This is a genomic window from Psychrosphaera ytuae, assembly GCF_017638545.1.
Classification (GTDB): Bacteria; Pseudomonadota; Gammaproteobacteria; order Enterobacterales; family Alteromonadaceae; genus Psychrosphaera; species Psychrosphaera ytuae.
In genome coordinates this window covers 3146701-3161421 of record NZ_CP072110.1, presented here as the reverse complement: position 1 = coordinate 3161421, position 14721 = coordinate 3146701, and the positions used below count along the sequence as shown (strand labels likewise).

The window sequence follows — 14721 nt, the reverse complement described above, 5'->3', positions numbered from 1 at the left end:
TGTTTTATTCTAATTATTGTTTCCTGACGATTTTTGCTCATCTTCAGCCTCTTGTCGAGTGGTGATTCTAATCCCACCGTTTGGCAACTGAATAACTCGGATCTCATTAGCTGAATCTGATTGGTCTGGAAACTTATTACTAATCTGCTGTTGAAGCTCCGTATTATTAGGCTGGTCGGTAGCCTGTTGTAAATAAGAATACTTACTCAAAGCAATGACGACTCGGCGATTACGAGCTCTTCCTTCAGCCGTATCATTGTCAGCAATTGGGTCGTTGGGGCCATTCGCTTCGATACTTAGACGTTCTTGAACTATGCCGTATTGTTCAAGTAAATCCGTGATCGCAGCCGCGCGTGCCGCAGACAACTCCCAATTGGATGAGAAGATTTCATTATTAATCACAAGATTATCAGTATATCCCCTTACCTCAACATAGTTATTAACTGCAGACAGGGTTTGGGCAACTTCCTGAATCACCGGTGTCGCTTGTGGGTTGAGAGTTGCGCTACCAGAGGCAAATAATACCCCACTTGATAACTCAATGGTCAACCAATCATCATTAATTTCTAAATTCGCCTCGCCAGTATCTTCTGTGTCAGATAAGGCGGTTTGTAGATCTTGTTTTAGTGCTTGTAAGGGGTTGCCAAGCTGCTTGTTATCTGACTCATTGATATTTAGGTTTTCATCAACAAGCTCGGGGCCCTTTTCTGGTGCTAGAGAATTCCCTTCAAAAATATCAGTCTGAGAAACTTGATTGGTTAAAATTCCATTTCCTGCCAGGCCTCTTCCCGAATCACCACGGATTTGAAATATTTCTCCTAGTGACTCAGACAGCACATCAAAAGACTCTTGTTTAACTATCGAAAGGGCATACAAAACAACAAACAATGCAAACATCAAAGTCATGTAGTCAGCGTAACTTACTAACCACCTGTCTAAATTATCTTGTTTTCTTGCCTGTAATCTTTGGCTAATGCGTCTCATAGCGCCTCCTTATACAGAGGCTCTGGTGTAAGCTTCTAAGCGACGCTCAATACTTTGCGGGTTTTCACCATTGGCCGCAAATAGAATGCCCTCAATGACCATTTCTTTGAGTAACACTTCATTGTCGATTTGAGATTGAAGTTTTTGAGCAATGGGGATGAATAATAAGTTCGCACCACCCACACCATAAATAGTCGCGACAAAAGCAGTCGCAATACCATGGCCAAGAGCCGAAGGATCATCAATGTTTGCCATTGCTTGAATCAAGCCCAAAACCGCACCAATGATGCCAATAGTTGGACTGTATCCACCTAGAGCTTCGTAAATCCTTGCCGAGCGATATTGACGGTCAGACTCTAGTTCAATATCCAGCTCTAACGAATGTCGAATAACATCCGTGTCGACTCCATCGATTAAGTAAGTCAAACCCTTGCGGATAAATGGGTCTTCTACCGTATTAAGATCATCCTCGAGCGCCAAAAAGCCTTTTTGTCGGGCAATATCAGACCAGCGGCTAATCATTTTTTGAGTTTGATAAAAATCAAGCTTTGGCTTATTCCAAACTTGACCAAACATTTTCAGGCCACTGACAAAGTAAGTACTTGGTGTCTGTAACATTACAGCACCAAATGAACCACCGATAACAATTACAAATGCCGGAAAATGAAAAAGAGCAGAAATTCCGCCCCCTTCGATTGCATAACCACCTACAATTGCTACTAGCGCCACTAAGACGCCTGCCATTGCTAACCTATCCACTGGATATCTCCTTCATGATTGCAGAGCCAACTTTGTCCAAGGGCAAGTTTTTTTCCGCTAAACCGGCCACGGTTACCGCTTGCGGCATGCCATAAACAACACTGGTTTCTTCATCTTGAGCCCACACTGTGGCCCCTCGTTGTTTTAACATCCTGCAACCTTCACGCCCATCTGCACCCATTCCGGTTAAAATTATTGCTAAAACGTCTCCAGCGTACGTCTTTGCTGCGCTTGCGAAGGTTAGGTCTACACTTGGTTTATAGGTTAATCGCTCTGAATCGTCGTCTCTGATCACTAAAGACGCTTTGCCGCTTCGCCCCTCAAGGAGCATTTGTTTGCCGCCTGGAGCCAAATAAGCATGCCCGGCTTTTAATACGTCGCCACTTTTAGCTTCGCTAACACCAATTCGACATTGATTGTTTAATCTACTTGCAAATGCCGGAGTAAATGCTGCCGGCATGTGTTGGACGATAAGAATAGGTAATGGAAAATTAGCTGGTAGTTCAGACAAGACTCGCTGCAACGCCACAGGGCCACCAGTGGATGTTCCGATAGCTACCAACTTATAAGTTTTATCACTCTTTCGAGAACTAGATTCTGACCTCGAAATAGGTTCCGAAGAAAGTTCTCTGCTTCCAGCTAGACGTTCTCTAACTCGCGCCATACGCGAGCTGGTTGACTCTCGAGATAAATCTGATGACGACCCAAACCCACTAGTTCTTGTTTCCGTTCGTGAGCTTATCGTTCTACTATCGCGATTACTTACGTCAGATGAACGAAGGGTAGAACGGCTTAATTCGGCTCTTGGCGCTCTCGCTGGCGAACTAGCTCGTTTGCCCTTACCGAGTTGTAATACTCGCTCTTGTAATAACTGAGTGCCTTCTTTTTTGTTCTTAGCAATATCTTCAAAACGCTTTGGCAAGAAGTCTAAAGCTCCCGCCTCTAGCGCATTAAGCGTGGCTTTGGCTCCATCGTGTGTCAAAGATGAGAACATAATTATTGGCGTAGGTGTACTCGCCATAATTTCACGAACCGCACTGATACCATCAAGTACCGGCATTTCGATGTCCATAGTGATGACATCTGGTTTTAAGCGTTGAGTTTCGCTGACAGCTTCTCGACCATCTGCGGCACTGCCTATGACGTTTAATTCGGGATGATCATTGAGGATTTCAGTGACTCGGCGTCGGAAAAACGCCGAGTCATCAACTACAAGAACAGAAATGGTCATTATTGTTTTATTATTTGAACCTTAAGTTGGAACGTTTCGCGTAGTGCTTCAATAAGTTTGGTACATCAAAGATTAACGCAATGCCACCATCTGATGTGATCGTTGCACCCGCCATACCAGGCGTACCTTGCAACATTGCATCAAGTGGCTTAATAACGACTTCTTCTTGTCCAATCAGTGAGTCCACAACAAAACCGACTTGCTGAGCACCAATTTGAATTACAACGACATGTCCCTTGTCATCTTTTTGACGACTGTGGCGATCCGAGCCTTTAATTAACCAATCTTCTAGGTAGAAGAGCGGGATTGCTTTTTCCCTTACAATCACCGTTTGTTGACCGTCTACGATGTTTGTTTTGGTTAAGTCTAAATGAATGATTTCGTTAACAGTTGATAACGGCAACGCAAATATCAAGTCACCAACAACAACCATCAACGTTGGTAGAATAGCCAAGGTCAGTGGAACTTTAATTTCTAATGTTGTACCACGCCCTAACTCTGAGTCGATTTCTACCGAACCGTTCAGCTGGGTAATTTTGGTTTTTACAACGTCCATTCCCACACCACGGCCAGAAATATCTGATATCTCTTCTTTCGTTGAGAAGCCCGGTGCAAAAATCAAATTGTACGCTTCGGTGTCAGAGAGCCTAGCGGCCGCATCCGCATCTAACACACCTTTTGAAATGGCGATATCTTTTAACTTATTAGGGTCCATACCTTTACCGTCATCTTCGATGGTAAGTAGAATATGGTCACCTTCTTGTGAAGCAGAAAGGCGAACTGTACCCATTCTTGCTTTACCCGCAGCTTCACGATCTGCAGGCATTTCAATACCGTGGTCAACAGAGTTTCGAACCAAGTGAACCAACGGATCAGCAAGTGCCTCAACCAAGTTTTTATCTAAATCTGTATCTTCACCCACTAACTCTAGGGTGATTTCTTTGTTTAAGCTCCGCGCCAAGTCTCGAACAACTCGAGGGAAACGACCAAATACCTTTTTGATTGGCTGCATACGAGTTTTCATGACTGCGCCTTGCAGATCACCCGTTACAACATCGAGATTTGATATCGCTTTTGTCATGGCTTCATCAGAGCCGTAATTTACGCCGAGACTAACTAATCGGTTGCGAACCAATACAAGTTCACCAACCATGTTCATGATTTCGTCTAGGCGTTTTGTATCAACACGAACCGTTGTTTCAGCTGGTGCTGGTTGACCTTTGGCTCCACCACTTTTTGCTGGAGCTTTAGCTGGCGCTTTGGCAGCTGGTGCGGCTGGAGCAGCAGGTTTTTCAGGTGGTTTCGGCGGTGGCGTAGGCTTTTTAGGCTCTGGTTTTGCTGGCGCTTTTGGTTCAGACGCCTGAGGCTTATTAGCTTTGTCTGTTGGACCTGCACCTTTTCCGTGAATCTCGTCAAGCAGAGATTCAAACTCGTCATCGGTAATTTCATCATCACCGCTGCTTGGTGGTGGTGTCGCGGCAGGCTTACTACTTGAGTCTTCCGTTTTAAATGAGCCTTTACCATGCAACTCATCTAACAGCGCTTCAAATTCATCATCACTGATTTCATCACTCGAGCTAGACGACGCCGCAGGTTCATTGCTTGAAGAGCTTGCAGGACCAGACTTACCATGAAGTTCATCGAGTAGTGCTTCAAATTCATCTTCAGTAATTTCGTCTACTGACTCAGAATCTGCTGCGCCTGCTCCATCAGTTGGTTCGGCACTAAAGTCTTCAAAGTCAAGAAATTCGTCGTCACCACCAGCATCCTCAACTGGTGCAGGTGTTTCTTCAGCAGCAGGAGCCTCATCTGCACTGGCAGGTTGGCAATAGCGGTGTAGAGCAGCGAGAAGTTCTGGGTCAGCAGGATCTGGTTGATCTCCTTGCTTAACTTGTTCAAACATCTCGTTGACGGTATCAAGAGCCTGTAAGATTACGTCCATCAATTCTGGCGTAACGCTTCGCTTTCCGGTTCGGAGTATATCGAAAACGTTTTCCGCACCGTGACAGGCATCAACTAAATTGGTTAATGCTAAGAAGCCCGCACCACCTTTAACAGTGTGAAAGCCTCGGAAAATTGAGTTTAACAAATCAGCATTTTCTGGATCATTTTCCAGTTCAACCAATTCTTCTGATAACAACTCCAGTATTTCAGCGGCTTCAATTAAGAAGTCCTGGAGTATCTCTTGATCCACGTCCAATGCCATTCGGCATCTCCCCTAATCTAAAAACCTAAACTAGATAACAGGTCATCCACTTCATCTTGGCTCGAAACCGCATCTTCACGAGTTTCTGCATCAATGATTGGACCCTCAGCACCGTTTTTATCGGCTGGTTTTTTCGCTTCATTAGTCGCAGTTGAACTTGGTTCACCAAATACCGTTAGTAGATGAATCAAACTTTCTTCAACTTCTTGCACAAGTTCGATTACTCGTTTAATCACCTGACCCGTTAGGTCTTGGAAGTCTTGTGCTAACAAAATTTCTGTCATTAGTGAGTGAATTTTTGCCGTATCTGTTTCAGCTTGTTGCATAAAGTCATTAATGCTATAGCACAGAGACTTAAATTCGCCCAATTCTATTTGTCGTTGCATTAGCTTTTCCCACTCGGGTTTTAGCCTCGCAACGTCACTATTTATTTTATCGGCTAAAGGTAAACTCGCATCGATCGCATCCATCGTTTTGTTTGCGGCCTCCTCCGTAATATTCATTACGTAGTTCAGGCGCTCTTTAGCATCAGGAATATAGTCCGTCGCCAAATTTGCGATCTTAGGATCGAGTTGAAAGTTACGTAACGAATCGTGGAGTTGACGAGTTAGCTTACCAACCTCATCAAAGAGTTCACGGTTCTCTTGATTTGTTAACCTTTTAACTATTTCGTTGGCAGACTCGTTTTCACCCGCTTCAAGCGCTGCCACCAGCGCTTTAGCGTCATCAAGACTAATCTGCGGAGTTGCCTTTGAAGACATATCGACTCCTTATGGCTAGATTATTCTAGACGTTCGAAAATTTTGTCCAGCTTGCCTTTCAAAGTCGCCGCAGTGAAAGGTTTAACGATATAGCCGTTTACGCCCGCTTGCGCAGCCGCAACGATCTGCTCTTTTTTCGCTTCCGCTGTAACCATCATGACAGGCATGTGTTTAAGTTTTTCGTCTTTACGAATCTCTCGTAGCAAGTCGATTCCTTGCATTCCCGGCATGTTCCAGTCTGTTACGACAAAGTCGAAATCACCGTTTTGAAGCATCGGTAATGCAGTGCTGCCGTCATCTGCTTCTGAAACATTTGTGAAGCCCAAATCGCGAAGCAGGTTTTTGATGATTCTTCTCATTGTTGAAAAGTCGTCAACAACAAGAATTTTCATATTCTTATCCAAAGCATCCTCCAGTGAGGTAAATTATTAAAATACAGTAATTATTATTAATAAAAATAACCAAGTTACAAGTTTATTTACTGCCAATCTTTCATTCTTGCCTTCAACCTCAACATTGCTTGGCTGTGAATTTGGCTAACTCGTGACTCACTTACATTCAATACCGAGCCTATCTCTCTTAAATTTAGCTCATCATCATAATAAAGCGACAAAATTAGTGCTTCTCGTTCAGGAAGCGACTTTATCATTTCTGCGAGATTGTGATAGAAGGCCGATTTTTCTAACTCTCCGTATGTCTCATCTGCGTCTTCATCAACGCCCCAAGACACCACATCTTCACTCACTCCAAGGTCCTCAATGCCTATGACCTTACCTGCGGCCGCGTCTTTAACCATGGAGTAATATTGATCGATTGGCATCTCAAGTGCCTTTGCGACTTCGGCATCTTTGACATCCCTACCGAGTTGAGATTCTAATTCGTTGATTTTGTCCGCTATAAGTCGAGCGTTTCTGTGGACCGAACGCGGTGTCCAATCCCCTTTTCTAATTTCGTCGAGCATAGCACCACGCACTCTGATCCCGGCAAAGGTCTCAAAACTTGCGCCTTTACTGTGATCAAAGTTTTTTGATGCCTCTATCAAACCAATCATGCCGGCTTGAATTAAGTCTTCAACTAGTACGCTGTCAGGCAGCCGAGCCGCCAAATGATGAGCAATCCTTTTTACTAGTACAGCGTGCTTTTCCACTGTGTCCGTCAGTGTTTGTTGAGCTTCGTAGGCTGATGCTACTTTATTGTTCAACAGTGACCTCTTAGTTGACAAGTTGCTCTAAAAAAAACTCTAAGTTACCAGACGCATGACTTGGCGCAGGCCACTTATTAATCTTAGCCGCCAGCGTTTTAAATGCGACAGCCGAAGGTGAGCGCGGAAAAGCATCAACAATTGCGCGTTGACGACGAACCGCTTTTCTCAAATTATCATCAAAAGGAATAATAGCAGTAAGTTCCAGGTTTACCTCTAAAAAGCGGTCGGTAACCAAGGTTAACTTTTTGAAAAGGTCTTGGCCTTCTTTGATAGTGCGAACCATGTTAGCAACGACTTTAAATTTGCTTACACCGTGGTCGCGATTAAGTACTTTGATTAGCGCGTATGCATCTGTGATCGAGGTAGGTTCGTCACAAACAACGACCAAAACTTCGTGAGACGCTCTTGAAAAGGATAAAACCATATCTGAAATACCCGCAGCAGTATCGACAATAAACACATCGACTGGGGTTTTCATTTCGCTAAACGCACGGATTAGTCCAGCGTGTTGGGCAGGAGATAATTCCACCATATCGATGGAGCCCGAGGTCGCCGGAACAATTTTTATACCGTGAGGACCTTCGACAAGAATATCGTCAAGTTCAGCCTCGCCAGATAAAACGTGGGATAAATTTTTATGAACACGCAAACCTAACATAACGTCACAGTTTGCTAGGCCCAAATCGGCGTCCAATACCAGTACATTTTGGCCAGATTGCGCCAGCGCTATCGCGGTGTTAAGTGAGACACTGGTCTTGCCAACACCGCCTTTTCCACCTGTTACTGCAACGACTTTTGTTTTTTTCGCTATCGACATATTTCGTAAACCGCTAGCTTGATCGAGAGTGTTATCACTAATCATACATGCCTACTGCTTTTGGCACTACCTTATTCTTTTTGTTAGAAACTTTTTGTTTAAGTTCATATAGCTGATTAGCTTTTTGCACAATTTTGTCGGCATTTGCAACCCTTATGTCCTCAGGCACTCGTTGACCGTTGGTTAAATAACCAATTGGTAAACGGTTGTGAATTGCAACACTAATCAACTCTCCTAAACTCAATGACTCATCTATTTTAGTAAAGATACAGCCAGATAGTGGAATTGTTTTAAAATGTTGCACACTTTCTTGCAAAACACTCATTTGTGACGTCGCGGATAATACGAGGTAATTTTTGATATTAACGCGAGAACGGGTCAATAGGTGGTTAAGGCGCTCTGTCAATTTAATGTCACGTTGTGACATACCAGCAGTGTCAATTAGCAATAGCTTTTTGTCGCGTAACTGATAAATCGCTTCTGACAGTTGCTCAGTGTCCTTCGCTTGCTTTAATGGGCAGCCAAGGATTTTGGCATAGGTTGCTAGCTGCTCTAACGCACCAATTCTAAAGCTATCGGTTGTTATCAGGCCAACCTTATCCGCTCCGTGAATTTGTGCGAATCGAGCAGCAAGCTTTGCAATCGTTGTAGTTTTGCCAACCCCCGTTGGGCCGACAAGTGAATAAACGCCTCCGCGCTTAATGATCTCATTGTCAGTGGTGCTTAACTGTTCTGTTAAGCTTGAGAGCATTTGTGGCCAAGCTTGATTAGACTCTACTTGTTCGTCGACAAAGTGTGACAAATGCTCTGAAACACCACCAGACAAGCCCATGTCTTTTAATTTGTTAATCAACATGGCTTTGACAGGGGCTTTTCGGTTGACGTCTTGCCACATCAACTCAGAAACTTGGTGTTTTAATAACTCTTTAATTGAGCTCATTTCATTGCGAAGTTCTGACAGTTGCTGATCAAACTGACCTTCAACGACATTACGAACAGGTGCTTGTTGCGCTGATGCAGCCGCTTGCTCAGGTGCACTCAATTGTGCCCCTTGATGAGGTTCGACGTTTTCTTGTACGGTATTACGCGCTTTGTTTAACCATTGCTCAAACTCTGATTCAGCTTGTTGTGACAAAGCTTGCGTCGCAAGTTCTGATTTTTGTTGGTTAGACAGTGGCTGCGTCGCCTCAGAGTATGCAGTTGGTGCAACAGGAGAAGTTCGAACAGGCTCTTGATCCAATCGGTTTGATAGAGGCTGTGATGCGTTCGCCTCGCTGTTTTGGTTACGCTGACGCTTTAGTAGTTCTTCTAAAGAACTCGCAATTTTAGCTGCGCCATCAGCGTTCGGACCGTCAAAATTGTTCGGCTGTGCGCTCGCTTGTGACGCTGGTTGCTGAACTTGTGCAGCTGGCTTAACTTGAGTTGCAGGTGCTTCAGCGTCAGAGTCTATCGCCGCTACAATTTCAACGCCGGTTGAGGTCTTCTTGTTCGACATAATAACAGCATCCGGTCCCAACTCTTCTTTAACTTGAGTTAATGCAGTTCTCATATCTTTTGCAAAATAACGCTTAATTTTCACTTTAAACCTCCGTCACCCGGACTTAACCAACTGAACTTACAATCTTTATTTGTTTTTCTTCTGGAATTTCTTGGTATGACAAGATAACCAATCCAGGGAGGCTGTGTTTTACGAATCGCGATAATACGCTTCTCAACATACCCGAGGTCAATAAGATTGACGGCTCACCCTGTAATTCCTGATTTCTATGCGCTTCGGCTAGCGACGTTTGAATCCGTTCTGCTAAGCCTGGCTCAATGCCGGCACCCTCGTTACCAGCGCTCTGCATGCTCTGTTGCAACATCTGTTCCAACTCTGGCGCCAAGGTTATGACAGGTATTTCAGGGGTCGCACCAGCGACGTCTTGAACGATAAATCTACGCAGTGCAATTCGGCACGCAGCCGTTAATACATCAGGATCTTGGCTTTTGGGAGCGTACTCAACAAGGGTTTGAATAATCGATCGCATATCGCGAATCGTAACGCTCTCATTAAGCAAGTTTTGCAATACTTTAGTCAGTACCGAAAGTGACAGCATATCTGGTACTAAACCATCGACGAGTTTTGGATAATTCTTTTGGATCATCTCTAAGAGGTTTTGAGTTTCTTCGTGACCTAATAATTGAGCTGCGTTGTTTGTCAGTAACTGACTGATATGCGTCGCAACAACGGTTGCAGCGTCTACAACAGTGTAACCTAGGGACTGCGCTTTATCGCGGTTAGCCGCTTCAATCCAAACCGCCTCTAAACCAAATGCAGGGTCTACTGTTTCAAGACCTTCCACTTTGCCAAAAACTTGACCTGGATTAATCGCTAACTCGCGATCATGACGAATTTCCGCTTCACCGACGACAACACCCATCAGAGTAATTCGGTATGAGTTCGGATCTAAATCTAGGTTGTCACGAATGTGAACCGCAGGAACCAAAAACCCTAATTCTTGACTTAACTTACGTCTCACGCCTTTTATGCGCGATAACAGTTCGCCACCTTGGCCTTTGTCAACGAGTGGGATTAAACGATAACCCACCTCTAGACCGATTGTGTCAACGTGGCTAACATCTTCCCAACTTACGTCTTTGTTTTCTGCTACTTCTTGCGGATCTTGGATTGGTTTTTCGGCTTCTTCTTGTTCAGCCACTTGTGCAGCTTCCGCCGCTTTTTTACTCGTAAAATACGCCGCGCCTATCAGTAACGCACCAAAGCCCAAAAAGGTAAGATGAGGCATGCCAGGGACAAGACCCATAGCAAATAGAACGCCACCCGCGACATACATAACCTTTTCTGTACCAAGTTGGGTAGAAAACTGTTTTCCCATCTCTTGGTCAGTATTTTGACGGGTAACGACAATCGCAGTACCAATCGATAACAATAGACCCGGAATTTGCGCGACTAGGCCGTCACCGATTGTAAGAATAGTGTATATTTCAGCGGCTTCACCAAAGGCTAAGTCATGCTGGATCATACCAATAAACAAGCCACCGATGATGTTAATAAACAGGATGATGATACCTGCTATTGCGTCACCTTTAACAAACTTAGACGCACCGTCCATAGAGCCATAAAAATCAGCTTCTTTACCGATTTCTTCGCGGCGTGCTTTGGCTTGTTCAGGTGTAATAAAGCCCGCATTCAGGTCGGCGTCGATTGCCATTTGTTTACCCGGCATAGCATCAAGAGTAAATCGAGCAGTTACTTCTGAGATACGACCCGCACCTTTTGTGACAACCACAAAGTTGATGATAACGAGGATCGCAAATACCACTAAACCAACCGCATAGTTACCACCAATAACAACGCTACCAAAGGCTTCGATAACCTTACCAGCGGCATCACCACCTTCATGTCCTTCTAGCAGAACAACACGAGTACTGGCCACGTTTAGGGCCAAGCGTAGTACAGTTGCAATCAAAATAACGGTAGGAAATGCACCAAAATCGAGTGGTTTAAGGGTATAAACCGTCACTAACAGAATCACCAATGCCAACGCGATATTAAACGAGAATAAAATATCCAGCATGATTGCAGGTAGAGGTAACACCACCATGGCGAGGGCCGCCAAAATGAATAGAGGTACACCTAAACCATTAATATAATGCGCATTTTCTTTTGAAAAAACCTGATTTAATTTTCCAGCTAGTTCCATCACAACTACCAAAAACTCTTGAATTAGTATCGATGGAGCAAGCTTTAGGCCAAATTGTAAGTCAACAAAATGACAGGCGATTAATACCGCATTTCTGGAGGGATAGGCAGTTCTTTATCAAGCGGTTTTGGTTTTTTACCTTTGCCTTTTTGATGCAGGTCGAGTTGATACACATAAGCCAGTACTTGTGCGACCGCAACAAACAGTTGCTCTGGGATCTCCTGGTTTATATCCGTTGTGTAATAAATCGATCTGGTAAGTAGCGGAGTTTCGATAATTGGCACGTCTTTTTCTTTGGCAATTTTTCGAATATGCATCGCTATCATATCCGCGCCTTTTGCGACTACGTATGGGGCACTAGACTTTTCAGTGTCGTACTTAATCGCGACAGAATAGTGCGTTGGGTTGGTAACAACAACGTCAGCATTGGGAACTTCTGACATCATTTTACGCTGTGAGATCTCTCGTTGAGCTTGGCGAATACGCCCTTTGATTTCAGGGTTACCCTCGGTATTTTTAAACTCGTCTTTAACTTCCTGCTTGGTCATTTTGAGCTGTTTGTTGTGGTTCCATTTTTGAAACGGCACATCAACCATCGAAATAACTAATGTCGAGCAGCACAAGCCTAAAAATATCCACCCCAGTAGCTCTGTCGCGTCATAAGTATTACCGGGCAGGTCTTGGATACTCAAATACAAGATGTCTTGCAAAAACACACTTACAAGCCAGATAGCGACTGCGGCCACCACTGCCACTTTTAGTATCGACTTAAACAGCTCCATTGCAGCTTGTGGCCCAAACATTCGCTTAAACCCTTTTAGCGGTGACATTTTAGAAAACTTAGGCGCCATCGCTTGCCAGCTAAAATTCATTCCACCAAGTAAACTATTACCGACAAAAGCCGCAACTAAAACCACCGCGAATATACCAATGATAGGCACCATGATGTGAGACAACACTTCTCCCCACACACCAAACATTTTGGTCGTATCAAAGGCATCATCTCGGTCCAGGGTAAACTGTTGTTGCATAACTTCCATTAATTGACGGCCTAAGTCATCGCCAAAAATAAGAAGTGCAGCCGCACTTGCAACCAGTACGGCTGTGGTTCCGAGCTCTTTAGAACGCGCTATTTGGCCTTTTTTTCGGGCGTCATCGAGACGCTTGGCCGTGGGTTCTTCGGTTTTTTCCTGATCGGATTCTTCTGCCATTGCTATGTCACCTTAACAATTGATGAGATCACACATGTATTCAATGGATTTCTCCCAATTGTTATCAAAATGAAAGACAAAGTTGTCCAGTGTTAACCACATAACGATCAGACCCGACAACATGGTAAACGGAAAACCAATAGAAAAAATATTAAGTTGTGGTGCTGCTCTGGTCATGATGCCAAAGCTCAGATTAATTACGAGCATCGCAATCAAAGGTGCAAGAGACAAAATCAATGCCGCAGCAAACATCCAGCCACCCAACATCGCCAAGTCGTAAAAATTACCCGTTGCATACCACACATCATTGATAGGCAATACGTAGAAGCTTTTTACGACCATTTGCAACATCGCCAAATGACCGTCTATCGACCAAAACATCAAAGTCGATAAGATTAAGTAGAATTGACCAACCGCCGGCACACTCATGCCATTTGAAGGGTCGACCATGGACGCAAAACCCAAACCTGACTGCATTGCGATTGCTTGACCGGCGACAACAAATATTTGCAAAAAAATAACTGAAATAAACCCAATTGCCGCGCCAATCAGGATTTGTTGACCGACTCTTATCACCATTTCAAACGAGAATAAGTTAGTGAAAGGCGATGGTGGTAAAACTGGCATAACCATTATGGTAAACGCCACTGCATAGGCCGTTTTGATGGGACCAGGAATAGTGCGGCCGCCGATTGATACCATCACCATCATCATCGCAGAAATACGAGCAAACGGCAGTAATAAGTCTGCCTGATATTGAAGAAGTTGCTCGAGTAAAATGTCCATCTTGGTCAGCCGATGATGGAAGGAATACGTTCAACTAGATTATAAAAATGATCCATCAGCATTGCAGTTATCCAATGACCTGCCACCATCAATGCCAACAAGGTAACGATTAACCTAGGTAAGAAGCTCAGTGTTTGCTCGTTAATCGATGTCGCCGCTTGGAAAATCGCGACAATCAAACCAACAATAAGACTTGGTACAACCATTATTGATACCAAAACGATAATTAACCACAAAGCTTCTCGTAAGATATCGACGAACGTTTCTGGCGTCATCTCAACCCCCTATTTTGGCAAAGCGTGCGTTTGAATCTGGATAAATAGTCACCATGGCTACGTCCCCAGCCCGAAACTTTTCGCAAGCGTACCCATAACCAGTGACCAGCCGTCTACTAATACAAACATCATTAGCTTAAACGGCAATGACACAATCATAGGTGATAGCATCATCATACCCATGGCCATTAAAACTGACGCTACCACTAAGTCTATGATCAAAAATGGTATGAAAAACATAAAGCCTATTTGGAATGCCGTTTTTAACTCAGAGGTAACAAACGCAGGAATGATAACACTCATAGGTAGGTCCTCTGGGCCATCTACTTGAGTGTAACCAGCAATCTCAGCAAAAGTTTCTAGGTCTGAAATTCGGGTCTGAGCCAACATAAACTCACGCATCGGAATTTTTGCAATTTCGTATGCCTGAAGAGACGTAACCTCTTCATTTAAATACGGTTCAACGGCATTTTGATGAATTTCATCAAACACCGGAGCCATTATAAAAAAGCTTAAAAACAACGCCATCCCAATGAGTAACTGGCTGTTTGGCGTTTGTTGTAGACCAAGGGCTTGTCGCAAAATGGCAAGAACCACAATAATCCGAGTAAATGAGGTCATTAACATGACAATGGCTGGTATAAAGCTCAATGCCGTCATCATGGCAAGGACTTGAAGTGTCACACTGTATTCTTTTGAGCCATCTGGGTTGTCTGTCACAGTAACCGCAGAAATTGAGCCGGGATCGGCGAGCGCCGATGGCACAAACAACATGGCAATAAT

Annotated in this window: 14 protein-coding genes; all 14 read right to left on the bottom strand. The window is 44.1% G+C overall.

Annotated features, from left to right (window positions below):
* Positions 1 to 9 precede the first annotated feature (9 nt).
* Positions 10 to 984, bottom strand: coding sequence for an OmpA family protein (locus tag J1N51_RS13895; protein WP_208831840.1), 975 nt, complete (start codon positions 982 to 984; stop codon positions 10 to 12).
* Between the two features lie 9 nt (positions 985 to 993).
* Complete coding sequence (locus J1N51_RS13890) at positions 994 to 1743, bottom strand: flagellar motor protein (protein WP_208831839.1); 750 nt, start codon at positions 1741 to 1743, stop codon at positions 994 to 996.
* A complete protein-coding gene (locus tag J1N51_RS13885) occupies positions 1736 to 2974 on the bottom strand; it encodes a protein-glutamate methylesterase/protein-glutamine glutaminase (protein ID WP_208831838.1) in 1239 nt (412 codons plus the stop codon). Before J1N51_RS13885 ends, J1N51_RS13890 begins: the two co-directional genes overlap by 8 nt.
* Positions 2975 to 2984: 10 nt before the next feature.
* Positions 2985 to 5180 (bottom strand): chemotaxis protein CheA, encoded by a 2196-nt coding sequence (locus tag J1N51_RS13880; protein WP_208831837.1) that lies wholly within the window; start codon positions 5178 to 5180, stop codon positions 2985 to 2987.
* A 17-nt stretch (positions 5181 to 5197) separates the two neighbouring features.
* Positions 5198 to 5941, bottom strand: coding sequence for a protein phosphatase CheZ (locus tag J1N51_RS13875; RefSeq protein WP_208831836.1), 744 nt, complete (start codon positions 5939 to 5941; stop codon positions 5198 to 5200).
* A 20-nt stretch (positions 5942 to 5961) separates the two neighbouring features.
* Positions 5962 to 6345 carry a chemotaxis response regulator CheY gene (gene cheY, locus J1N51_RS13870; RefSeq protein ID WP_208831835.1) on the bottom strand — a complete coding sequence of 128 codons (384 nt, stop codon included), beginning with the start codon at positions 6343 to 6345 and terminating at the stop codon, positions 5962 to 5964.
* Positions 6346 to 6419: 74 nt separating this feature from the next.
* Entirely contained in the window at positions 6420 to 7142 is a 723-nt protein-coding gene (locus J1N51_RS13865) for an RNA polymerase sigma factor FliA (protein ID WP_208831834.1), read from the bottom strand.
* Positions 7143 to 7152: 10 nt separating this feature from the next.
* Positions 7153 to 8007, bottom strand: a complete 855-nt coding sequence (locus J1N51_RS13860; protein WP_208831833.1) for a MinD/ParA family protein — start codon at positions 8005 to 8007, stop codon at positions 7153 to 7155.
* Positions 8000 to 9541, bottom strand: coding sequence for a flagellar biosynthesis protein FlhF (flhF, locus tag J1N51_RS13855; protein ID WP_208831832.1), 1542 nt, complete (start codon positions 9539 to 9541; stop codon positions 8000 to 8002). The genes J1N51_RS13860 and flhF overlap by 8 nt, the downstream gene beginning before the upstream one ends.
* A 22-nt stretch (positions 9542 to 9563) precedes the next feature.
* On the bottom strand, positions 9564 to 11666 hold the full coding sequence (flhA, locus tag J1N51_RS13850) for a flagellar biosynthesis protein FlhA (RefSeq protein ID WP_208831831.1): 2103 nt from the start codon (positions 11664 to 11666) through the stop codon (positions 9564 to 9566).
* A gap of 80 nt (positions 11667 to 11746) precedes the next feature.
* Positions 11747 to 12877, bottom strand: coding sequence for a flagellar biosynthesis protein FlhB (gene flhB / locus J1N51_RS13845; protein ID WP_208831830.1), 1131 nt, complete (start codon positions 12875 to 12877; stop codon positions 11747 to 11749).
* A gap of 12 nt (positions 12878 to 12889) precedes the next feature.
* On the bottom strand, positions 12890 to 13663 hold the full coding sequence (gene fliR, locus J1N51_RS13840) for a flagellar biosynthetic protein FliR (RefSeq protein ID WP_208831829.1): 774 nt from the start codon (positions 13661 to 13663) through the stop codon (positions 12890 to 12892).
* A 5-nt stretch (positions 13664 to 13668) separates the two neighbouring features.
* Positions 13669 to 13938: a flagellar biosynthesis protein FliQ gene (gene fliQ, locus J1N51_RS13835; RefSeq protein WP_208831828.1), complete on the bottom strand. Its 270-nt coding sequence runs from the start codon at positions 13936 to 13938 to the stop codon at positions 13669 to 13671.
* A 57-nt stretch (positions 13939 to 13995) separates the two neighbouring features.
* Positions 13996 to 14712, bottom strand: a complete 717-nt coding sequence (fliP, locus tag J1N51_RS13830; RefSeq protein WP_208833450.1) for a flagellar type III secretion system pore protein FliP — start codon at positions 14710 to 14712, stop codon at positions 13996 to 13998.
* Positions 14713 to 14721: the final 9 nt, after the last annotated feature.